The organism is Rhodococcus sp. SG20037, assembly GCF_031763325.1.
In the GTDB taxonomy this organism is placed as follows: Bacteria; Actinomycetota; Actinomycetes; order Mycobacteriales; family Mycobacteriaceae; genus Rhodococcus_F; species Rhodococcus_F qingshengii.
On record NZ_CP134497.1, the window covers coordinates 3,930,251 to 3,952,593 of the forward strand.

Annotated in this window: 21 protein-coding genes; 6 read left to right on the plus strand and 15 right to left on the minus strand. The window is 63.1% G+C overall.

The genetic code is table 11. The features are described from left to right. Positions 1-45: 45 nt before the first annotated feature. Positions 46-579, plus strand: a complete 534-nt coding sequence (locus tag RHP72_RS18030) for a type II toxin-antitoxin system PemK/MazF family toxin (protein WP_007731034.1) — start codon at positions 46-48, stop codon at positions 577-579. Positions 580-609: 30 nt separating this feature from the next. On the opposite strand, the gene RHP72_RS18035 is transcribed toward RHP72_RS18030, so the two are convergent. Genes RHP72_RS18035 through RHP72_RS18050 form a run of 4 tightly spaced genes read right to left on the minus strand, consistent with a single transcriptional unit; the run spans position 610 to position 4,935 of the window. Continuing rightward, entirely contained in the window at positions 610-1,383 is a 774-nt protein-coding gene (locus RHP72_RS18035; protein ID WP_042952240.1) for an aquaporin, read from the minus strand. Between the two features lie 59 nt (positions 1,384-1,442). Then, complete coding sequence (locus tag RHP72_RS18040; RefSeq protein WP_007731033.1) at positions 1,443-2,273, minus strand: transglutaminase family protein; 831 nt, start codon at positions 2,271-2,273, stop codon at positions 1,443-1,445. An 8-nt stretch (positions 2,274-2,281) separates the two neighbouring features. Next, positions 2,282-3,253: an alpha-E domain-containing protein gene (locus tag RHP72_RS18045; protein ID WP_003944483.1), complete on the minus strand. Its 972-nt coding sequence runs from the start codon at positions 3,251-3,253 to the stop codon at positions 2,282-2,284. A 56-nt stretch (positions 3,254-3,309) separates the two neighbouring features. Next, on the minus strand, positions 3,310-4,935 hold the full coding sequence (locus RHP72_RS18050; protein WP_003944471.1) for a circularly permuted type 2 ATP-grasp protein: 1,626 nt from the start codon (positions 4,933-4,935) through the stop codon (positions 3,310-3,312). A 197-nt stretch (positions 4,936-5,132) separates the two neighbouring features. Between RHP72_RS18050 and rpsT the strand changes: the two genes are divergently transcribed. Then, entirely contained in the window at positions 5,133-5,393 is a 261-nt protein-coding gene (rpsT, locus tag RHP72_RS18055; RefSeq protein ID WP_003944567.1) for a 30S ribosomal protein S20, read from the plus strand. Positions 5,394-6,065: 672 nt separating this feature from the next. On the opposite strand, the gene holA is transcribed toward rpsT, so the two are convergent. The 11 genes from holA to RHP72_RS18110 all read right to left on the minus strand — a co-directional run bounded on the left by holA (position 6,066) and on the right by RHP72_RS18110 (position 17,621). Continuing rightward, positions 6,066-7,043, minus strand: a complete 978-nt coding sequence (holA, locus tag RHP72_RS18060) for a DNA polymerase III subunit delta (protein WP_003944476.1) — start codon at positions 7,041-7,043, stop codon at positions 6,066-6,068. Then, positions 7,040-9,400 (minus strand): ComEC/Rec2 family competence protein, encoded by a 2,361-nt coding sequence (locus RHP72_RS18065; protein ID WP_311093654.1) that lies wholly within the window; start codon positions 9,398-9,400, stop codon positions 7,040-7,042. The genes holA and RHP72_RS18065 overlap by 4 nt, the downstream gene beginning before the upstream one ends. Next, positions 9,397-10,299: a helix-hairpin-helix domain-containing protein gene (locus tag RHP72_RS18070; protein WP_311093655.1), complete on the minus strand. Its 903-nt coding sequence runs from the start codon at positions 10,297-10,299 to the stop codon at positions 9,397-9,399. The genes RHP72_RS18065 and RHP72_RS18070 overlap by 4 nt, the downstream gene beginning before the upstream one ends. Positions 10,300-10,380: 81 nt before the next feature. Next, positions 10,381-11,223: a DegV family protein gene (locus tag RHP72_RS18075; RefSeq protein ID WP_003944515.1), complete on the minus strand. Its 843-nt coding sequence runs from the start codon at positions 11,221-11,223 to the stop codon at positions 10,381-10,383. 4 nt (positions 11,224-11,227) lie between these two features. Further along, complete coding sequence (gene octT / locus RHP72_RS18080) at positions 11,228-12,025, minus strand: diglucosylglycerate octanoyltransferase (protein ID WP_124569244.1); 798 nt, start codon at positions 12,023-12,025, stop codon at positions 11,228-11,230. Next, complete coding sequence (locus tag RHP72_RS18085) at positions 12,012-12,686, minus strand: histidine phosphatase family protein (RefSeq protein ID WP_019749053.1); 675 nt, start codon at positions 12,684-12,686, stop codon at positions 12,012-12,014. Before RHP72_RS18085 ends, octT begins: the two co-directional genes overlap by 14 nt. Further along, positions 12,683-13,129, minus strand: coding sequence for a ribosome silencing factor (gene rsfS, locus RHP72_RS18090; RefSeq protein WP_003944502.1), 447 nt, complete (start codon positions 13,127-13,129; stop codon positions 12,683-12,685). Before rsfS ends, RHP72_RS18085 begins: the two co-directional genes overlap by 4 nt. Positions 13,130-13,175: 46 nt before the next feature. Continuing rightward, on the minus strand, positions 13,176-13,892 hold the full coding sequence (gene nadD / locus RHP72_RS18095) for a nicotinate-nucleotide adenylyltransferase (RefSeq protein ID WP_003944462.1): 717 nt from the start codon (positions 13,890-13,892) through the stop codon (positions 13,176-13,178). 18 nt (positions 13,893-13,910) lie between these two features. After that, positions 13,911-15,374: a VWA domain-containing protein gene (locus RHP72_RS18100; protein WP_311093656.1), complete on the minus strand. Its 1,464-nt coding sequence runs from the start codon at positions 15,372-15,374 to the stop codon at positions 13,911-13,913. A gap of 8 nt (positions 15,375-15,382) precedes the next feature. Next, the gene (locus RHP72_RS18105; RefSeq protein WP_003944506.1) at positions 15,383-16,294 is read right to left on the minus strand and encodes a MoxR family ATPase; all 912 of its coding nucleotides are present in this window, start codon (positions 16,292-16,294) and stop codon (positions 15,383-15,385) included. Between the two features lie 40 nt (positions 16,295-16,334). Further along, positions 16,335-17,621, minus strand: a complete 1,287-nt coding sequence (locus RHP72_RS18110) for a glutamate-5-semialdehyde dehydrogenase (protein ID WP_063316232.1) — start codon at positions 17,619-17,621, stop codon at positions 16,335-16,337. Between the two features lie 172 nt (positions 17,622-17,793). On the opposite strand from RHP72_RS18110, the gene RHP72_RS18115 reads away from it, so the two are divergent. The 4 genes from RHP72_RS18115 to RHP72_RS18130 all read left to right on the plus strand — a co-directional run bounded on the left by RHP72_RS18115 (position 17,794) and on the right by RHP72_RS18130 (position 22,336). Next, complete coding sequence (locus tag RHP72_RS18115; RefSeq protein ID WP_311093657.1) at positions 17,794-18,897, plus strand: NADH:flavin oxidoreductase/NADH oxidase; 1,104 nt, start codon at positions 17,794-17,796, stop codon at positions 18,895-18,897. A 243-nt stretch (positions 18,898-19,140) separates the two neighbouring features. Further along, positions 19,141-20,583, plus strand: coding sequence for an MFS transporter (locus RHP72_RS18120; RefSeq protein WP_311093658.1), 1,443 nt, complete (start codon positions 19,141-19,143; stop codon positions 20,581-20,583). Continuing rightward, entirely contained in the window at positions 20,580-21,461 is an 882-nt protein-coding gene (locus RHP72_RS18125) for a ribokinase (RefSeq protein WP_064689239.1), read from the plus strand. Before RHP72_RS18120 ends, RHP72_RS18125 begins: the two co-directional genes overlap by 4 nt. A gap of 53 nt (positions 21,462-21,514) precedes the next feature. Continuing rightward, the gene (locus RHP72_RS18130) at positions 21,515-22,336 is read left to right on the plus strand and encodes a MerR family transcriptional regulator (protein ID WP_311093659.1); all 822 of its coding nucleotides are present in this window, start codon (positions 21,515-21,517) and stop codon (positions 22,334-22,336) included. Positions 22,337-22,343 lie beyond the last annotated feature (7 nt).

Genomic DNA, 22,343 nt, shown 5'->3' on the forward strand with positions numbered 1-22,343 from the left:
GCCGTACCAGGGGTTCCCACGGGTGGGTGATTATGCTCGAACGCTATGGCAAGCATGTGGAAGCAGATCGGCAGAACCCTCGGCGCCCTCGCGGTGGAGAAGGGCCCTGCGTTGCTGCGCCAGCTGCAGTCGTCCACGTCCCAGTCGTCTGCCTCGAAGCCGGGTCCGACCGGCCGCCCGATCGCCGCGCGAACGTCTCCGACCGCACATCGCGCCCGCAAGGTCGAGTACTCCCCCGACCTCGACGGCAAGGCCGATCCGGGCGAGATCGTCTGGACCTGGGTTGCCTACGAGGAGGATCCGACCCAGGGCAAAGACCGCCCAGTGCTGGTTGTCGGCCGCGACGGCGACACGCTGCTCGGCCTGATGTTGTCTTCGCAGAGTAAACGCGAGGGTGAGCGCGATTGGCTCGCAATCGGTTCGGGTCCATGGGACGGCGAGGGAAGGCCCAGCTGGGTCCGGCTCGACCGGGTGCTCGACGTTCCCGAGAGCGGGATCCGGCGCGAGGGCGCCGTCATGGATCACAAAAAGTTCGACGCGGTCGCGGCAAAACTTCGGGCCGACTTCAGCTGGAGCTGAAGCCGACCCGGACGATGGAAACAGTGTCGATCAGCTGTCCATACGGTTGAACCGTCCGAAGAGTGCTCGATAGATGAGTGCACCGAGCGCACCGCCGATGAGCGGGAACACGATGAACAACCACACCTGACCGAGTGCACCGTCCTGGAACGGCGCGACAGCGAGGCTTCGAGCAGGGTTGACGGAGGTGTTGTCGATCGGGATCGAGATCAGGTGAATGACGGCCAGGGTGAAGCCGATGGACACCCCGGCGAGCGGCACGTCGGAGATCTGGTCGGTCGACGCGAGAACGACGAACACGAGCAGAGCGGTCAGGAGAATCTCGATGATCATCGCGGCACCGATGCCGTAGCCGTCGGAAACCACCTGTCCGAGAAGATTCTTCTCGGCCGACGGACTGTGTGCGCCCCAACCGTTTGCGCCGAGGCCGTCTGCGGCCCGGTTGTACGCCGGGAGACTGTTGGCCACCGTGTAGATCACGACGCCTGCGACCAAGCCGCCGATCACTTGCGCGACAACGTAAATCGCCGCATTGACGGCTGAGATTCGCCCGATCACGAATTGGCCGAGAGTCACGGCTGGGTTGACGTGGCAACCGGAAATCGGGCCGATCGCATATACGAGGAACAGCAGGGTCAGGCCGAATGCGAAGGCAACTCCGAGGTTGCCGACTTTCGCACCTGCAAAGACGGCAGTTCCGACTGCGGAGAACACGAGCACAAATGTTCCCACCGCTTCGGCCGCATACTTCTTCACATCCGAGATCGGTTCGATCTCAGTCAATTCCTGTGCAGTTGGAGACATATTCCCACCTTCTTCTCATCGAACGGTAGTAATGCTCACGCGCCTAGATTTGCCGGACTTTACGCAAGCCTGGTGATCTCCACAACAACTTCGAGATCTGTGGAGCGTCCACCGGAAAAGATTCCCTTCAAAGGCGGCACATCCGAATAGTCCCTTCCTATTCCGACCGAGACATGCTGTTCATTCACAGCTATCGCATTGGTCGGGTCGTATCCCCACCACGCGCCGGTCCACGCTTCGATCCACGCGTGCGATTCCCCGACCACCGTGTCCCCGACTGCCGCATCACGTTTGGGGTGGAGATAGCCGGAAACGTATCGACACGGTATCCCCATCGTTCGAAGCAACACCAAGGTCAGATGCGCATAGTCCTGGCAGACACCTTTCCTGGCCGACCACGCCTCGACCGCCGACGTATGCACTCCGGTCGTACCCGGCACATATGACATTTCACCGTAAACCCATTGCGACGCAGCCACTACTGCATCTTCAGGTGATTTATCTTTGCGCAATTCCTTGGCAATTGTCGCCAGCTTACGATCACGCGGAACATATCTCGTGAAACTCAGTTGTTCGTTGAATCGATCTTTAATCGCGTTTCCCGACAATTCATCCCAGTCGACGGTTTCCTCGGGCTGAACGAACGGTTCCGTCTCCACCACCGACAGTCCGGTCACTTCGAGTTCCGTATGCGGGGCGTGCAAGTCGAAGGCGGTCACCGCGGTGCCCCAGTAATCGGTGTATCGGTAGGAACGCGTTGCCGGCTGGGTTTCGACGCGCGTGAGTATCACCGTCTGCCTGGTGTCGCCGCGAGGTGTCAATCGCGCTTCGTTGTACGACGACGTCACCGGGGCGTCGTACGCATATCCCGTGGTGTGCACGACCCTCATCCGCCAGCTCACAGCTCTCCCTCCACCGTCGACTCCGCATACGCGGCGCCGGCATCCGTCCACGCGACCCACGGCGCAGCGTGGAAGTACTGCAATGCAATTGCCTCACCCAGTTCGCGGCAGGTCTCCTGCCAACCGAGCAACCGTCCCTGCAGATCCTCGAGCAACACGCCCTGCGGCAGGAACTCGAGTTCGCTGCGTGCGCGGCCCAGAAGCCGCGGCGCCTCCGCCCGGATTCCGACGCGACTGCCCGGCTGCGGGTCGAGCTCCTGCAGGCACTTCTCGGCCTGCCTGATCGAGTGGAACACCGAGCGCGGAAAGAGCCTGTCCAACAAGATGAACTCGACGACGCGATTGGCGTCGAGTGCTCCGCGATACGTACGCAGATACGTGTCATGTGCGCCCGCCGAGCGAAGAACGCTGACCCATGCCGGCGACGACGGGCGGTCACCGGCGCGCGCCAGAAGCATCCGCACGATCATGTCGACACGTTCGATCGACCTGCCCAGCAGAAGGAACCGATAGCCGTCGTCGCGACTGAGCGTGGAATCCGCCAGGCCCGCGAACATCGCTGCGCGTTCCTCCACATAGCGGAAGAACTCGTGTGGCCCCAGCCTGCGTGAGGCACGTTCACGCTCGGCCAGTCCGTTGTACGTGGTGTTCAGGCACTCCCACATCTCACTCGACGTGACCTCACGCGCCCCGCGAGCATTCTCACGAGCACTTGCCAGCGAGTCCACGATCGAACCAACCTGGTTGCGGCTGAACGCAACCAGATCGGTGAGCGAGCGCACGTCGAGCTTGCCCTCCGGCGCCTCGATGCCGAGGACACGCAGGAGCAGACGCGACGTGCGGTCCGGGTCGACGGTGGCGTCGTCGAGCAATTGATGGACGGCGACGTCGAGGATCCGAGCAGTGTCGTCGGCGCGCTCGACGTAGCGGCCGATCCAGTAGAGGGACTCTGCGTTGCGAGCAAGCATCGGTCACCACGCTCCGTTCACTGATAGTTCTTGGTAGCTGGGCACTTCCGAGGTGTTCACTGTTGCTGCTGCTGTTGTTGCTGCGAGGTGCTCAGTTCGGGACCCTGCACCGGCTCCGCGGATTCCGGGGGCTCGGACACCAGTTCCTCGCCTGACAACTCTGGGTCTTCGTCAGAGGTGCGACTCGCAAGCACCCACGTGTCCTTGCTTCCGCCGCCCTGGCTGGAGTTGACCACCAGCGAACCTTCCGGAAGTGCCACCCGGGTCAGGCCGCCGGGCAACACCCACACGTCCTCACCGTCGTTGACGGCAAAGGGCCGCAAGTCCACGTGGCGCGGCGAGAGAACATCGTCGATCTTGGTCGGCACCGTGGACAACTGCACGAGTGGCTGCGCAATCCACCCGCGCGGGTCTGCCTTGATCTTGCGGGTTATCGCGGCGAGTTCCTTGGGGCTCGCGTCGGGTCCGAAGACGATTCCGTAGCCGCCGGACCCTTCCACCGGCTTGATGACCAGTTCGGCGACGCGGTCGAGGACTTGCTCGCACTCCTCGTCCAACCAACAGCGGAACGTGTCGACGTTCTGCAAGAGCGGCTTCTCACCGAGGTAGTAGTCGATGATCTGCGGAACGTAGGTATAGACGAGTTTGTCGTCACCGACTCCGTTGCCGACGGCGCTCGAGATCACCACGTTGCCCGCCCGCGCCGCATTCAGTAGGCCTGCGACGCCGAGAATCGAATCCGGACGGAAGTGCATCGGGTCGAGATACTCGTCGTCGATGCGGCGATAGATGACATCGACCTGGCGCTCGCCTTCCGTAGTGCGCATGTACACCATGTTGTCGCGGCAGAACAGGTCGCGACCTTCGACGAGTTCCACACCCATCTGACGAGCGAGCAACGAATGCTCGAAATAGGCGGAATTGGCGATACCCGGTGTGAGAACAACCACTGTCGGGTCCGCTTCGTTGAGTGCAGCACCCGCACGCAGCGCCCTCAGCAGGTGTGTTGCGTAATCACCGACCGCCCGCACCTTGTGGGACATGAACAGATCCGGGAACACCCGAGTCATGGTGCGACGGTTTTCCATCACATAGGAGACACCGGACGGAGATCGCAGATTGTCCTCGAGGACTCGGAACTCTCCCGCCTCGTCTCGGACCAGGTCGATACCCGCGACGTGAATTCGCACACCGTTGGGCGGCACGATGCCGGCTGCTTCACGGTGGAAGTGCTCGCACGAGGTCACCAAGCGGCGCGGCAACACGTGATCGCGCAGGATTCGCTGCTCGCCGTAAATGTCCGCGAGGAACAACTCGAGCGCCTTCACTCGCTGCTTGATGCCCTTTTCAAGCCGCGACCACTCCTGCGCGGCGATGACGCGCGGCACCAGATCCAACGGAAACGGTCGCTCCTGCCCGGACAGCGAGAACGTCACGCCCTGGTCGATGAATGCGCGTCCGAGTGCGTCGGCACGCGCGGCAAGGTCGGCGCTGCTCGTCGGCGCCAGGGCTTTGTACACACCCTTGTACGGACCACGCACCGAGCCGTCGGGCTCGAACATCTCGTCGAAAGCCAACTCGTAGCGACCGATGTCTGAATATCCGTCGAACACTGCGGCAGGACGCGCTCGGGTGGTGGTCGAACCTGTTTTACTCGAACTTTTCGAAGGCGGCGGCGTCATAGGGCAACATGCTGCTACAAGTGGGGCTATTCGGCAGCGCGGCGAGAAATCGGGCGCTCGGTGTACCCTTCTCGACAGACGCAACGTGCGACGGTTTGGGTTCTTGGGCCCTCGGCTGGTAATCTTGCCAGTCGGTGCATCAGTGCGCCCACAGCTTTCTCGACCGTAACCAGCTAAAGACGACAAGGATTTTACGCGTGGCCAACATCAAGTCCCAGGTGAAGCGAATCCGTACCAACGAGGCGGCCCGACTCCGTAACCAGTCGGTGAAGTCCTCGCTGCGTACCGCGATCCGTTCATTCCGCGAGGCTGCGGCAGCCGGTGACAAGGACAAGGCCAACGAGCTCCTCGTCTCCACCAGCCGCAAGCTCGACAAGGCAGCCAGCAAGGGCGTCATTCACGCCAACCAGGCTGCCAACAAGAAGTCTGCACTCTCGCAGGCTGCCAACAAGCTCTGACGTTTCCACTGTGACGGTTCGCCGTCACACTGGTTCGTCTCGATAGCCGCCAGGTCGAAAGACCAGGCGGCTATTTTGCGTATTCAATCGGGTCAGTGCGAAGACCCGCCATCCATGTCTTGCAGCGAATATGTGGAGCAAGCTGCAACCATCTGATGATGGCGATCAACGGGCACGGGAAGCGCCCTCGCAGCTGGTTGTTCACGACTGTCTTCTGGGCGGTCGTCGCTTTCGGCGTAGTGGCCGCCCTGGGAATCCCTCGTTGGTGGGAATCATTGACGGTTGCAGTCGTCGGAGGTGCCGCAAGCTACGGATGGTGTAAGCGCAGGCAACGTAGCGAATTCCGGATCTTCTTCGGCGTGATGTGTTCACTCGTTGCGATTCTGGCGTTTCTCGCCGTTGGACGAGCGCTACTCACCACCGTGAAGGTGCCGGTGGACAGCATCGGCCAAGAAACCATTGTCTGCGGCAGTGTGGTGAATCCGGTGTCGCACGACTCACTACGGGTGACCGACATCAGAACAGGTGAACCAACGACACGGCCTCAGGCCATTCCGCATACTCAGTTGGAGCAAGCCTGCGTGAAACGCCTCGACTACCGGGCGGGTGAGGCCACGGCCGCCACTGTCGTCGGACTACTTCTGACCGGACGCGCAGTAGGCCACGTTGTACTCAGTTCTTCCGCAACGCGCACACTTTCCGCACTGCCATCTCCAGGGCGAAGGACGAGTCGACTGCGGCACCCTTCACGTCGGCATTGAGGGCGGCGACGATCTGCATCGCAGCGCCGATCGACGTGGGATCCCAGCCGCCGACCTCCTTGATCGCCTTCTTGACCTTCCACGGCGGCATTCCGAGATCCGACGCCAACCGGAACGGGTCACCGCCCCGTGCAAACGGGCCGACCTTCGCGATGGTGTGGACTGCGTCAGCGAGGGCGTCGGCGAGCAGAACATGGGCTGTTCCGATCTGATCTGCCCATCGGAGCGCCTCGAGCGCACCCCGGGTATCGCCGACGATGACTTTGTCGGCCACGTCGAATCCGGAAACCTCGGCCTTGCCCGAGTAATACTTGTGGACCGCATCGACGTCGATCTTGCCGCCCGTATCTGCCGCCAATTGCGAGCAGGCCGACGCTAGTTCGCGGAGGTTGGAGCCGACGCTTTCGATCATCGCAGCGATCGCATCTGGCGCAACCCTGACGTCTGCGGTCCGAAACTCACCCCGGACGAAGTCGACAAGCTGACTCTTGTTCAGTTTTCCGCAGTTGTGAACCGTCGCGCCGAGCTTCTCGAGGGCCGGCGCCAACGCTTTCGCGCGACCGCCGCCCGAGTGCACGACGATCAGAACCACACCTTCTGCCGGCTCGCGTGCAGCCTCCAGGACAAGCGCTACGGCATCTTTGCCTGCTTCTGCAGCCGATTCCAAGACGATCACACGGTCTTCGGCAAAAAGAGAAGGGCTGAGCAACTCGGCCAACTCGGGAGCATTGGTGTCGCCCGCACGCATCTTGGTCACCGGGAGATCCGAAATACCCTGGCCGCGGTCACCGCGGACAGCTCTGATGAGCTGCGATACCGTGCGGTCGATCAGGAACTCGTCGTCCCCGAGAACAAGATGCAGCGGATCGACTCCAGACGGATTACTCACCCGAAGATGGTCCCACGAGGAACCGACACGATCGACACAGACCCGCCGCCCCCGCCGTACACAGCGACGGTGCCGTCGACGTCGGTCCGAACCACCGCCCCGCCCAATGAATCCAGTTCATCGAGAACCTCCGCATTCGGGTGCCCGAAACTGTTGCCGACGCCGACGCTGATCATCGTCAACCTCGGACGCACCGCTTCCAGAAATGCCGACGACGTGGTCCGAGAACCGTGATGGGGCAGCTTCAACACATCGGCCTTCACGTCCGCTCCCGATCGGAGGATCGCCTCCTCCCCCGCAACTTCGGCGTCGCCCGTCAACAGAATTCGACCCGCGCCCGTGTGCGCCATCACCACCAGCGACTGATCGTTGGCTGCATCTGCGGCACCGACGGAATCGCGGGGAGCTGGAACCAACGGACCGAGAACCTCCACGTTCACCGATCCCAACGTCAACTCCATACCTGCGAGCAACGAGACAACCGGAACGGCCTGCGAGTCGGCGGCATCCTTCACCGCCCGAAAACCTGACTCCGGCAACAACATCGACCCGACTCCGATCGCAGCGACCGAACGCCCACTCAGGACTGCTTCCAATCCACCGATGTGATCGGCATGAAAATGACTGATCATCAGCAACGCGATGTCGTTGACGTCCAACATGTTCAGGCAACGATCCATCGACGTGGGATCAGGACCGACATCGATCACGATCACCCTGCCGTCTCCAGTCGAGAGCACAAGACCGTCCCCCTGACCGACGTCGCACATCACCAGTGCCCACCCCGGAGCAATGCGGCCACCCCCGAACACGTGTTGAAAGATCAGGGCCAGAACAACTCCCAGAACGAGAACGCCGAGCACCCATCTCGAAATCCGATTCCACAGCGTCAGGGCCGCTGCCAGTAGGACTCCCACGACGACGAGAGCACCGATGAGTCCTGACGGCACTACCACCGACGCTCCGGGAAGCGCCGCCGCCCGCTCGGACACGCACAGCAGCCACCCCATCGGCGGCCGCACCAATGGCGCGACGAACACCGCGATCGGTGGACAGATCAGCGCACACAAGGCAATCACCGCACCGAACACCGTGATGATTCCGATCACCGGCGCCACCGCCATGTTCGCGGCAATCGTGACCACGCTGAAGGTTCCCGCCATGGCGCCCACCAACGGTGCAGTCACGACAAACGCAGCACCCGAGACAGCTGTCATCTCCGAAAACCAACGGGGCCAGCCTCTTCGGCGAAGCACGTCCACCCACACCGGAGCAATGATCACCAGCGCGCCCGTGGCAGTAGTCGACAGCGCAAATCCCCAGTCGACGGCCAGCTCGGGCCTCACGACTACCAGAACGATGACGGCGGCGGCAAGCGCAGGCAGCGCCTGTTTGCGCCGACCAGTGACCAGACTGAGCAGGCCTACCAAGCCCATCACCGACGCGCGTAGAACACTCGGCGACGGCCTCGCGACGACAACAAAGGCAACGAGGGCTACCACCGCCAAAGCGGCGCCGACCCGTGGACTGAGCGCCGCGGCTCTGACCAACAGCAGAACGGCCCCGAGCAGAATGCTGATGTTGGCGCCGGACACCGCGGTGAGATGGGAAAGTCCGGCAACGGTGAAGTTGTCCTTCACCACCGGCGACAGCGCCGACGTGTCTCCGACGACGAGGCCAGGCAGCAGACCCGCCTGATCCGGCGGGAGTGCAGCCGAGCACGCAGCGGCGAAACGAATGCGCACCACACTTGCCCACCGCTGATACCAGGGCACTTCTCCCACCGCGACGGGAGGCCCTTCGGACGTGATCACGGCGAGCGTGGAATCGCTACGCCATGGCTGACTCGCCCGGCCACGAACCGTGAGGCTCTGCCCTGGAACAACTTCGAGCCACGACGAACTGGGCGCCCGGATGGTGACCAAGCCGCCTCCGGAGTACCTGCGGTTCTGGGCAGTCACCGAATTGACGGTTGCCCTGAAGACGACCTGACCTTGACCCACCGCGCCGGAGACCGCGTGCGGATCCTCCGAGGGTTCCACTTCGACACTCACCCAAGCTCCCTCGAGAGAAGCTCGGGTCAGTGGGTGCCTCTCCGCCTCGGACGCCCGCCACCCGCCGACGGCACTACACCCGGCACCGAACAGCAATGCAACCAACATGATTCGTACCCACCCCGCTGATGTCCGGCGCACAACCACGTAAGTGAGGAGTGCCGCTGGAACCGCACACGCCACCGCCAGTACCCACGCGGCGACCGGGCCGAACAGGATCCCCACCGCACTGCTCCCCCACACCGCGACCGCCGACAGAAGCAGTCGAGCGTCGAGGACCGGCGAGGCTTCCGGTTCGTTCACACCGACACCAGCACTCGCAATTTGGCCAACCTTGCCGGGCCGATCCCGTCGACTTCCCCCAATTGTTCTATGTCCGTGAATTTTCCGTTGGATGTGCGCCAGGAGATGATCGCCGCAGCCGTTACCGGCCCTACCCCGGGAAGCTCGTCCAGTTCGGCCTCGGTGGCGGTATTGAGGTTCACCAGCCCAGCCCCGCCGGATTCCCCCGTAGCTGCGGGGCTGGTCCCTCCTGCAGTGGTACTCGAAGAAACACCACCGGACTGATCGGCCGCACCAACCACGATCTGATCGCCGTCGACAAGTTTCTGAGCCAGATTCAGGCCCACCGTCTCCGCTCCGTCGAGCACGCCACCTGCCGCAGCAAGCGCGTCGGCGATGCGCGAGCCCGAATGTAGATTGACAAGCCCAGGCGTACGCACCAATCCGACGACACTGACCACCACAGCCTCAGGCGGCTGCTCTGTTACGACGCCGGTCGGTACAGGACTGGCTGATTCACCATCGCCGGCAGTCACATTCTCCGCCGTGACATTCTGGGGCGAGGGCAGCGGTGGGACCGCCTGCATACTCGGAGAATCCCACCATACGGCGAACAAGCCGATTGCCGTAGCCAGAACTGCAATGATCGCCAACACCCAGGTCGCCGACCGACTCGGGCGCCAACGTGTACCGCGCCAATGTTCGGGCAATCGGTCGAACCGTGACGAGTCGGGCTGAGCTTCGTAGTCGTCCTCGTCGAAGTCCTGAAGCCACTCGGGGGATCTCTCGAATGGCTGCGGGGATCTCGCGAAAGACGCTGAATCCTCGAATTCGTCGACGTCCTCGTGTCGCCGCCTGTAGTTGCCGTCCATCGCCGCGAGGCGATCACGCGCCCGCTCGCGCTCCTCGCTGATCCTCATGACTGGACGCTAACGAGAGACCTCGCCGCCAACGACGAACAATTTCTGTCTGTGGAGAACTCGCGGATTGTGGAGAAACGATCAGGCGCTCGTGTCGATCTCCGGCAACGGGCATACCACAACACCGATCGCGCCGACACCAACGTGCGCTCCGATGACCGCGCTGAAGTCGGTGACCACGGATTCCGCTACATCGGGAATGCGCTCGGCCAACTGTTCCGCTATCCCGTCGGCACGCTCTCGTGCTCGCATGTGATGCACGGCTATCGCCACGCGGCCGAGACCGGCGCGCTCGACTGCCGAATCAACCAAGCGTGCAAGCGCTTTGGTGGTGGTGCGCGTTTTTTCGCCGAGCACGAGTTTGCCGTCCACCAGATGCAGGATCGGCTTCATCGCCAATGCAGTACCCAGCAACGCAGCGGCGGTTCCGATTCGTCCGCCCCGACGCAATTGATCAAGTTTGTCGACGACGATGTAGCAGCGCCCACGGCTGGCGACGTCGACCGCCCGGCCGTACGCCTCTTCGAGTGAAGCGCCCTTCTCGGCCAAGCGTGCAGCTTCGAGAGCCGGATAGCCCAAACCCATACCGGCGGACTGTGAATCGACGATCCGGACGGCGCCACCGAATTCCTGGGCTGCGACTCGTCCGGCTTCCCACGTTCCCGACAGTTGACGTGAAATGTGAACGGCGAGAACGCCGTCACCGTCGCTCATGTCCAGGGCGCGTGCATACGCTTCGGACAACTCGGCGGGCGACGCTCCGGCCGTTGTCACTCCCGACAGGTCGCTCGGCATTGCGTCGACGCCCTCTCGCAAGTCGCAACCGTCACGGAGCACGTGGAGCGGAACAACCTGAATGCCACATGCGTCGGCCGACTCCTGCGGGATGCAGGCGGAGGAATCCGTGACGACGACGACCGGCATTCTGCTACCCGACTTCGCTCGGCGGTGATACCAGTTCCGGCGAAACCAGTTCCGGCGAAACCGTTTTCTGCGACTCGACCCCGCGAATCGCAGCGATCATCGCGCGGGCTACACCGACGTGACCGTCCCAACCCCAGTGAATGCCGTCAGGATTGCCGTTCTCGGAAAAGACGTTGTCACGCACTGCATCTGCAAGGTCGACTACGGGAACGTCTTTCTCCGTAGCCCACTCGGTGATCGCGGACACCGCGGCAGGTCGTCCGGCATGCACGCTGGCGTAGGCATCACTGCGGTGCACTGACGGCAAGGTCGCGATCATCGGCAGTTCCGGCCGCATGTACTCCAACGCATTTCGCGAGCTTTCCAGATACTCGACGCTCAGCTTGGGAGGAAGTGCGACCGGGCGGCCCAGAGGTGCAAGCCGCGGCTGCAGCCATTGATAACCCTCGCGCACCACGCGTCGAAGCGCGGGTGGCCGAACGTAGCGAATGGTCTCGCGGAGCGCGGTAGGCAGCGGAGACGGTAGCGAGTCCATCCCGCCGACCGCGAACACGACGGCGCCGGCCCGCGGCACCGCCGCCCACACACGAGGATCCTGAGTCAGTGCCCACCACGCGTCGCGACACGTCCATCCGATACGGGCGACCAACTCGACGTCCCAGCCGAGTTCGTCGGCCACGATGTTGGGCCAGATGCGTGGATGATCTGCCGCGAGGCCGCCTTTGGGGCCGAAATACGACAGCGAATCCGCGAGTACGAGGAGGACGGGGCGCTGCCCGTCGGCACTTTCAGAGGACGTCATTTGCGACACTCGCAGAAGCATTCCATACGTCGAGTCGCCACTCGATCGACTTGACGTCACCATGTCCACTGAGTTGCACCCAACTGGTGTTTCCCAATCCGCCGAGGACGGCCCAGCGATCGACGGGTAGGTCGAGCAATGCCGCTGTCAGTGCCGCGATCAAGCCTCCGTGCGCCACCAGAACCACGGGCCGCTCGGCCCAGTCCGGGTGCGTGTCGAGCAATTCGTGAACTACGGGGAGGCTGCGATTCGCGACGTCGATTCGGCTTTCGCCGCCGGGCGGCGCCAACGTGGCATCCGCTCGCCACGCAGATCGCACACCGGGAGTGCGCTCGTCGACGTCATGATGAGTCAGGCCCTGCCATTCCCCCAGGTGTGTCTCACGCAGACGCGTGTCGGTGAGGACCGGAAGTCCGGCGGCATCACCGACTGCGACGGCCGTGAAGTACGCCCGACGCAGATCCGAGGACACGATCGTCAACGGCCTGCGGTCGGCGATCACCGGACCTGCACTCTTGGCCTGCGTGCGTCCCAACTCCGACAGGTCGGTGTCGAGTTGCCCCTGCATCCGAGAGTCGGCGTTGTATTCGGTCTGTCCGTGACGCAGCAGGATGAGCCGGCGGACAGGGTTCGACGCCGCACTGGGCGCCGACGAAGTCACAGCGAGGGATCCTGCGCGTCCGGCTCGGAAACCGTGTCGGTCTCGAACACCGTGTTGGCGTCGGCGGGGCCGGGACGGTTCTGTCCGAGGCCTTCGACCTCGACCGTCGGGCAGTCCTTCCACAGTCGATCGAGAGCGTAGAAGTTGCGCTCCTCGTCATGCTGGACGTGGACGACGATGTCGGCGTAGTCGAGCAGTGCCCAGCGGCCCTCGCGGGTGCCTTCACGGCGGACCGGCTTGTGTCCCGCTTCGCGGAGACGGTCTTCGATGTTCTCGACAATCGAGTTGACCTGACGCTCGTTCGTCGCAGATGCGATGACGAAGCAGTCCGTGATGACCAGCTGTTCGGACACATCGAGCACCACCACTTCGGTGGCCAGCTTCTCGTCGGCTGCCAAGGCCGCGATGCGTGCCATGTCGATGGCTTCGGTGTTTGCGCTCACTCGATGTTCTCCAGTTTCGTCTTCAGAAAGTACTTGTTGTGCTCGGCTAGCTCGATTCGGCGCCCGGGACGGCTTCCGACTTCCCCGGTGCGGGCTCCGACATCGTTGTAGCTCCGTCGCGGCGCTCCGCGTCGACAGGTCGATACAGGTTCCGCTTCGAGATGTACTGCACCACTCCGTCCGGCACCAAGTACCAGACGGGGCGGTCTTCACTTGCCCGACGCCGACATTCGGTCGACGAAATGGCAAGTGCCGGAATCTCTATCAACGTGACCGCGTCGGCGGGCATGGTGTCGAGGTGACCGGCCAGGTGCTCTGCATTGAGATCGAAACCCGGTCGCGATACCCCGACGAACTTCGCCAATGCGAACAACTCTTCCCAATCTTGCCAGGAAAGGATGCTGGCCAGCGCATCGGCACCGGTGATGAAGAAGAGTTCGGCGTCAGGGTGGTAGGCCCGGAGGTCTCGCAGCGTGTCCACGGTGTACGTCACTTTTTCACGGTCGACGTCGACCCGAGAGACGGAAAACCGCGGGTTGGAAGCGGTGGCGATGACCGTCATGAGGTACCGGTCCTCGGCAGGACTGACGCCCTTCCCCTGCTTCTGCCAGGGCCGCCCGGTGGGGACGAAGATCACTTCGTCGAGTCCGAACCGGTCGGCGACCTCACTGGCCGCAACGAGGTGGCCATGGTGAATGGGGTCGAAGGTGCCACCCATCACTCCTAGGCGTCGAGCACGTTCCACCGATAGTCCCTTCTGCACGAGTGTCGAGCTTACGGGTCAGACCGGCAGCAGACGGGACACGACGTCGGCAAGCTGCTGGGCCGAGCGGCACTCGTGCATGCTGATGACCTCGTTGTAGACCTTCGCCGCGGAGTCACCCGTTCCCCATTGCCCCTTCGGCTCGGGGTTGAGCCAGTGCGCGTGCTTGGCTACTGCCACCATCTGCGACAGCGACTGAAGGTTGGGATCGCGGTAGTTGTTGCGACCGTCGCCGAGTACCAGTAGCGACGTGCGACTGGTGATCGACTGCGCGAACTTCTCCTGGAACACTGCGAAGGCGTGTCCGTAGTCTGAGTGGCCGTCGTAGGTGATCAGTTCGGCCTCACGCACCATCCGTGACATCGCTGATCCGAGGTCTGCGTTCGAGTCGAAGAACCGCGTGACCTCGTCGGTCGTGTCGATGAACGCGAACACCCGCACGCGCGAGAACTGCTCACGCAAAGCGTTCACGAGCAGCAGAGTGAAATGGCTGAACCCCGCCACCGAGCCGGACACGTCGCACATCACCACAAGTTCGGGCCGCGCCCGCTTCGGCTTGCGCTGCACCAGATCGATCGGCACTCCGCCCGTCGACATGGACTTGCGCAACGTACGACGTAGGTCGATCGAACCCGCGCGAGAGCGGCTACGACGCACGGCGAGACGACTGGCCAACAAGCGAGCCAGGGGTGCGACGTTCTTCTTCAGCGTGGTGAGTTCGGCATCGGACGCTCGCAAGAAGTCGACTTCCTCGGCGAGTTTCGGAACGCCGTACGTGGCGACCCGCTCCTTGCCCAAATTCTCGGCTGTGCGTCGACGCGTTTCCTTCTCGACCATCTTGCGGAAGTCCGCGATGCGCTGCGCTGCCGTGCGCTTGGCGACCTCGGATTGATAGTCGGAGTTGTCCTTGCCCTCTGACCCGGAACCCTCCTGGTTGCCGAGCAGGCCCTGCAGGATCTTGTTGAGCAACGTCTCCGGGGCGACGTCACGCAGCGCCTGATAGGCGGAGAACGACGGGCCGTTACTCGACTGGTACTGCCCGAGTTCCTCGACCATCGCGGCGGTCAGGAGTTCGGTCATCTCCATCGCCTCGTCACTGCCGTCTGTCAGCAGTTCGGCAATGAGCTCACGCAAGGCCTGCAGGTCGATCGAGCCGTCTGGCTTGCGCGGCAGTGTGACGTCGACGTCGCCGACCGCACGGTCACCGATCGCCTTGGGGAACCACAGGTCGAAGACGGCGTCGAACGTCGCCCGGTGGGTCGGCCTGCGCAGGAGCGAGCATGCCAGCCCTTCACGAAGCGCTTCACGATCGAGCAGGTCGAGAACAGACATGACCTGACCTGCGTCGACTGTCTCGGACGGGCCGACCATGATTCCGCGTCGTCGCAGAGCCTCGACAAAATCGACGAGGTGACCGGGAATCCCGTGCGGCGCTGCCAGGCCGCCAGGTGAGAGCGGCGACGTCGATCCTGCGGGAGCCATGTCAGACCTCAGTTCAGCCGAAGTTCAGCGGCGGCACGCACCTGGTCCGACTGGTGCTTGAGGATCACGCCGAGCGTGGCGCGAACGGCATCGTCGTCGAGAGTGTCCATGCCCAGAGCAAGAAGGGTGCGTCCCCAGTCGATGGTCTCGGATACCGAAGGGACCTTCTTGAGCTGCATTCCGCGAAGAACACGAATGGTGTTGACCAGCTGCTCGGCAATCGCTTCAGGAAGCTCCGGCACACGGCTTGCGAGGATGCGACGCTCGAGGTCGGCGTCCGGGAAATCGAGATGCAGGAAGAGGCAACGACGCTTCAGAGCCTCCGAGAGTTCACGAGTGGCATTCGAGGTCAACACCGTGAACGGCTTGCGGGTGGCGGTGATCGTTCCGAGCTCGGGGATCGTGACCGCGAAGTCGCTGAGCACTTCGAGGAGCAGACCTTCGATCTCGACGTCTGCCTTGTCCGTCTCGTCGATCAACAGCACCGTCGGGTCCTCGCGGCGAATGGCCTTGAGCAGTGGACGTGCGAGCAGGAACTCCTCCGAGAAGACATCCGCCTTCGTCGAATCCCAGCTGTGGTCGACCGCGACATCACCCCTCGCTCCGCTCGCCCCGCCCGACTGAATCCGAAGAATCTGCTTCGCGTGGTTCCACTCGTAGAGTGCACGAGCCTCGTCGACGCCCTCGTAGCACTGCAGACGCACCAGTTCTGCGCCCGTGGTCTGGGCGACTGCGCGGGCGAGTTCCGTCTTTCCGACACCGGCCGGGCCCTCGATGAGCAGCGGCTTGCCCAGACGATCGGCCAGGAAGACTGCCGTCGCGGTGGCCTTGTCGGACAGATAGCCGGTTTCGGCCAGCCGTTCGATCACGTCGTCGACGGTCGAGAAGAACGGCGTCGTGTCGGGAAGTGCTCGGTCCACGGTTAACTCCTTGAGAGGTGGGGCAAGTCTGGTGAACTTTTCAGGCGGGTCGGGTATGCCCGTCGCCCCAGACGATCCACTTGGTGGACGTCAGTTCCGGCAACCCCATGGGGCCACGCGCATGCAGTTTCTGGGTGGAGATGCCGATCTCGGCGCCGAACCCGAACTGCTCACCGTCGGTGAAGGCAGTCGACGCATTGACCATCACTGCCGCAGCGTCGACTCGAGCGGTGAACTCGCGGGCAGCCGAGAGATCGGACGTCACGATGGCTTCGGTGTGGCCGGTCCCGTACTGGTCGATGTGCTCGACGGCAGCGTCCAGGTCCTTGACGACCTTGAGGGCGACGTCGAGGGTGAGGTATTCCTTCGACCAGTCGTCCTCGGTCGCGGGAACCAGTCCCGGCAGATCACCGTGCACGACGACGTCGTGCATCTGAAGCGCTTGGAGCAGCTTCGGCACGGCCGTCTCGGCAATAGCGGCGTCGACCAGCACCGTCTCTGCCGTGTTGCACACACTGGGCCGACGGGTTTTGGAGTTGAGAAGAATCTTCTCGGCCATCAGTAGATCGGCGGCCGAGTGAACATAGACGTGGCAGTTACCGACACCGGTCTCGATGGTGGGCACGGTGGCATCACGCACGACGGCGCTGATCAAGCCGGCACCGCCGCGCGGGATGACGACGTCGACGAGGCCGCGGGCCTGGATGAGGTGCGTGACCGTCGACCGATCCGCACTCGGCAGAAGTTGAACGGAATCCTCGGGCAGTCCCTGGTCAATCAACGACGCGCGCAGAGCCGCCACTAACGCTTCGTTGGACTTGACCGCCGAGGACGAACCACGAAGCAGCGCAGCATTTCCCGACTTGAGAGTGAGCCCGAAAGCGTCGACGGTAACGTTGGGGCGAGCCTCGTACACCATGCCGACGACACCGAGCGGAACGCGCTGCTGGCGTAGCTCCAAACCGTTCGGCAAAGTAGATCCACGAAGCACTTCACCGATCGGATCGGGTAGTCCGGCAACCTGACGCAAACCCGACGCGATGCCCTCGATCCGCTCAGCGGTCAGACGAAGACGGTCGAGCAGCGATTCCTCGGTGCCGCCCGCCTTCGCGGTGTCGATATCGAGAGCGTTGGCCGCGAGAATCCGATCACTTGCCGCGAGTACCGCGTCGGCTGCGGCGTTGAGCGCAGCATCCTTCTGCGCGGTGGTCAGCAGAGCCAGGACGCGCGAAGCCTTACGGGCTCGGCGTGCGGCGTCGTGCACGACGGACTTGGTGTCGGACGCGTTCGAGTCGACGGTTTCTGCGTTGGAAGTCACAGCGGTCATGAATACACATTAACCACCCACCGTGACGGCCTGCTCGGCGGAACGAGGCTGTGACCACCCGGGACCATTCCGGCGGACCGCCTGCGAACATTTCGGCGGACCGCCGGGGAACAATTCCGGCGCGCGACACTGTTGCACCCACCGACCTTCTTCTTCGAGTCAGGAGCCATCCGTGAGTGTGTTGTTCGAGCCTTTGACCCTGCGCGGCGTCACCATCCCGAACCGCGTCTGGATGGCACCGATGTGCCAGTACTCCGCTGACGTCATCGGCGACCAGGTCGGAGTGCCCAACGAGTGGCATCGCACGCATCTGGTGAGCCGTGCAATCGGCGGCACCGGCCTGATTCTCACCGAGGCGACGGCCGTCAATCCCGAAGGCCGCATATCGGCAGCTGATCTGGGGATCTGGAACGACACGCAGGCGCAAGCCTTCGCCGAGATCAACGCGCAACTCGCGTACTTCGGCGCAGTGCCCGGAATTCAGCTGGCGCACGCCGGACGCAAAGCGTCGACGCAGGTTCCGTGGCGCGGCGGCAAGAGTCTGCCCGCCGACGACCGACTCTCGTGGCAGACGGTTGCCCCGAGCGCGGTTCCGTTCGGTCACCTTGCCGATCCGGTCGAGCTCACCACGGAGGGCATCGAGAAGGTCGTCGCGGACTTCGCAGCGGCGGCTACCCGCGCATTGAAGGCCGAATTCAAGGTCGTGGAAATTCACGCGGCCCACGGATACCTGATCCATCAGTTCCTCTCCCCCGAGAGCAACAAGCGAACGGACCGCTACGGAGGCAGCTTCGAGAACCGCATCCGATTGCTCCTCGAAATCCTGAGCGCAGTCCGCGAGGTGTGGCCGGCCGAGCTACCGCTCTTCGTCCGGGTCTCGGCGACCGATTGGCTCACGGAAGAACGTGGGCTCGAGGTCGACAGCTGGACCGCGGATCAGACCGTTGCCCTCGCCAACATCCTCTCCGACTACGGCGTCGATCTCGTCGACGTGTCCACCGGCGGTAATTCACCGGCGGCCGAGATTCCGGTGGAGCCGGGATACCAGGTTCCGTTCGCCCGTCGCCTGCAGAACGAGAGCCTGCTACCGGCCGCCGCCGTCGGCCTCATCACCGAACCCGAGCAGGCCGAGAAGATCGTCGAAGACGAAAGCGCAGTGGCGGTGCTCCTCGGCCGCGAACTGTTGCGAGATCCCTACTGGGCGCGCCGGGCGGCCCGTGAACTGAACGCCGAGGTAGGACCGCATATCCCGTCGCAGTACGCCCGCGCCTTCTAGCCCGAAAATCGGCTCCCGCGCACAACTTTGATAGCGTAAGCGTCTTACTTGCCGGTAGTCCGGAGCCCTGAGGGCTCCGGACACTGCCGCGGGCCAGAGCCGTGCGACGGGGGTCGCAACGAGCCACAGGGCACGCGGACGCTCGATTTCCCGACCGGCTCATCGGCGAGTGGGCAACGAAAAGATGCGTGCATCAGGTACGTGCCCCGCTCGGTTCGATGATTGCGCTGGGGAGCGCATGTCATGACTACACCAGAGAACTCGATCAGCGCTCTCGAAGTGGCCGAATCACCCGATGTCTGCGTCACCGACAATGCGTCCGTCAAGCGCGCTGTCAAGGCAACGATGCTCGGAAATGCCATGGAGTGGTTCGATTTCGGCGTTTACGCATATCTAGCTACCACTATAGGAAAAGTGTTCTTCCCGGACGCGAGCGGCAGCGCTCAACTCCTCTCTACCTTTGCAATTTTTGCGGCAGCCTTCATCGTCCGCCCACTCGGCGGATTGTTCTTCGGTCCACTCGGTGACCGCATCGGACGCAAGAAAGTCCTGGCCACCACCATCATTCTGATGGCGGGCAGCACCTTCGCCATCGGCCTCATCCCGAGCTACGAATCCATCGGTATCGCCGCCCCGATCCTGCTGGTACTCCTACGCCTACTGCAGGGCTTTTCCACCGGCGGCGAATACGGCGGAGCCAGTACGTTCGTCGCCGAATACGCACCGGACAAGCGCCGCGGTTTCTTCGCCAGCTTCCTCGAATTCGGGACTCTGGCAGGATATGTGGCGGCAGCGGGCATCGTGACGATCATCCAGACCGTCGTCAGTGCCGAGGACCTACTCCAGTGGGGCTGGCGCATCCCCTTCCTCATTGCCGGACCTCTGGGTCTCATCGGCCTGTACCTCCGTCTGCGTTTGGAGGAAACCCCCGCATTCCAGATGATGGAGCAGGCCGAAGAGCGCTCCCTCGCAGATGAATCCACAGGCAAGAAACTACGCGAAACTCTCGTCGACAACTGGCGTCCGCTTGTTCTGTGCATCGTCCTGGTGGCCACGTACAACATCGCTCACTACGGACTGCTCAGCTACATGCCGACGCATCTGACCAACACGTTGGGTTACGACGAATCCCACGGACTCGTTCTGATGATCATCGTCATGATCGTGATGATGATGGGAATCAGCTACGTCGGAAAGTTCTCGGACCGCGTCGGGCGTAAACCCTTGCTGCTCAGCGGTTTCATCGGATTCTTCGTCCTGTCCCTGCCTGCCTACCTTCTGATCGGCGTCGGCAACTACGTGACGGTCTTCCTGGGACTCGCAATTCTCGGCGGCTTGCTCCTGCTGTTCGTCGGTGTGTTCCCGTCCGTGCTTCCCGCACTCTTTCCGACCGGAATCAGGTACGGCGGCTTGGCAATCGGATACAACCTCGCGGTCTCCATCTTCGGCGGGACCACTCCCCTGGTGCTCACCGCCCTCGAAAGTGCAACGGGCAGCAACTTGGTCGCACCGATGTACATGATGATCGCCGCCGTGATCGGCGGTATCGCAGTCCTGATGATCCCCGAGACCGCACGCAAGCCACTCGACGGCTCTCCGCCCTCCGTCGCCACCGACGAGGAAGCACGTCGGATCATCCGCAAGGTTCGTCGAAAGAGAATGAAGGCCGATAACCTCGAGGTATGAGCACGCCTCGAATCGTCGTCGTCGGCAGTATCAACATGGATCTGACCACGTCTGTGTCCAGATTCCCAGCTCCGGGGGAAACGCTGCTCGGCACTGCCTTTGCCACCGCGGCGGGAGGCAAAGGCAGCAACCAGGCCATCGCCGCCGCGAAGGCCGGTGGGGACGTGTCGTTCGTCGGCGCGGTCGGCGACGACGGTTTCGGCACCCAATTGCGCGAGACCCTGCAAGACGCCGGGGTCGACACCGCGTTGCTTCGTAGTGTCGACGGCCCGAGCGGCGTTGCCGCCATCACCGTGAGCGAGGACGCGGAGAACAACATCATCGTCGTCCCGGGCGCCAATTCCTCGGTCACCTCGTTGTCCGAAGTAGACCTCGACGCGATCGCACACGCCGACGTTCTCCTGTGCCAACTCGAAATACCCCTCGACACGGTCACCACAGCGGCCCGGCACGCGCGTGCCAACGGAACAACTGTCATCCTCAATCCTTCACCGGTACAAGACCTTCCGGGCGCCCTGATCGAGTCTGTCGACATCCTGATCGTCAACCAGACCGAGTCGGAGCAGTTGTCCGCGGTCACCGGTCGCGTCCGATACCTCGTCACGACGCTCGGGGCCGGCGGCGCGGATCTCCGGTCGGGCGAGGAGACAATCCACGCCGACTCCCCGGCCGTGACACCCGTGGATACAACTGGCGCAGGCGATGCTTTCACCGGCGCCTTCGCCGTGGAGTGGGTGCAGGGCCAGGACCGCGCCCTGCAGTTCGCTGCCACGGCGGGAAGTCTGGCGACGACGGTCCGCGGCGCGTCGGTGTCGTCACCCACTCGCGCTGCGATCGAAAAAGTCCTGAACCGACAGCTTGACTCTGACACCGTGTGAGGTCGTAAACCTGTAGGTATCGGGTTTGTGAGAGAGAAACGGGGCGAGCAAGGTTGTTGAGCATCGGAGACTTCGCGAGAGCAGGTCGTGTGTCGGTGCGCATGCTCCGCCACTACGACGCCATCGGTCTGCTCAGACCCGCGAGGGTCGACGCATCCACCGGGTATCGCTCGTACACCGCGGGCCAGTTGGCGCTGCTCAACCGCATCGTCGCTCTCAAGGAGTTGGGCCTGACTCTGGCCCAGGTCCAGCAAGTGGTGGAGTCAGCGGTCACCGTCGACGAGATCCGCGGGATGCTCACGCTTCGCCGAGCAGAACTCGAAACCCGAATCCAGGAAGACACCGCGCGACTGGCGCATGTACAGGCGCGCCTACGGATCATCGAAAGTGAGGGACAGATGTCCGCATACGAGGTTGTGATCAAGTCAGTTCCGGCGCTGCGGGTCGCGGAGTTGGCCGGTACCGCCAAGACGATGGATCCGTCGTCGATCGGCCCGGTGGTTCGCGGGTTGTACGAGCGCCTTTGTACCGGTTTGGATCGTGCCGGTATCGCCGCGATCGGACCCGCTGTCGCTTACTACGAGGATGCCGGTGACGACGAGAACGTCGTCGTCCATGCGGCGCTACCGGTAGACGCGAATCCCGATGGCGACTACGAGTTCGCTGTGGTGGACCTGCGGGCCGAAGAGCACGTGGCCTCGCTGCTGCACAAGGGTTCGATGGACAACTGCCTGCCCGCTTATCAGGCGTTGGCCCAATGGATCGACGCAGCGGGATACCGCAATGCCGGCCCCAGCCGTGAGGTGACGCTGGCGTGCCCGGAGGATGTCGACGGCTGGGTCACCGAACTGCAGGAACCTGTTGCCAAGGCCTGAAGCCCGC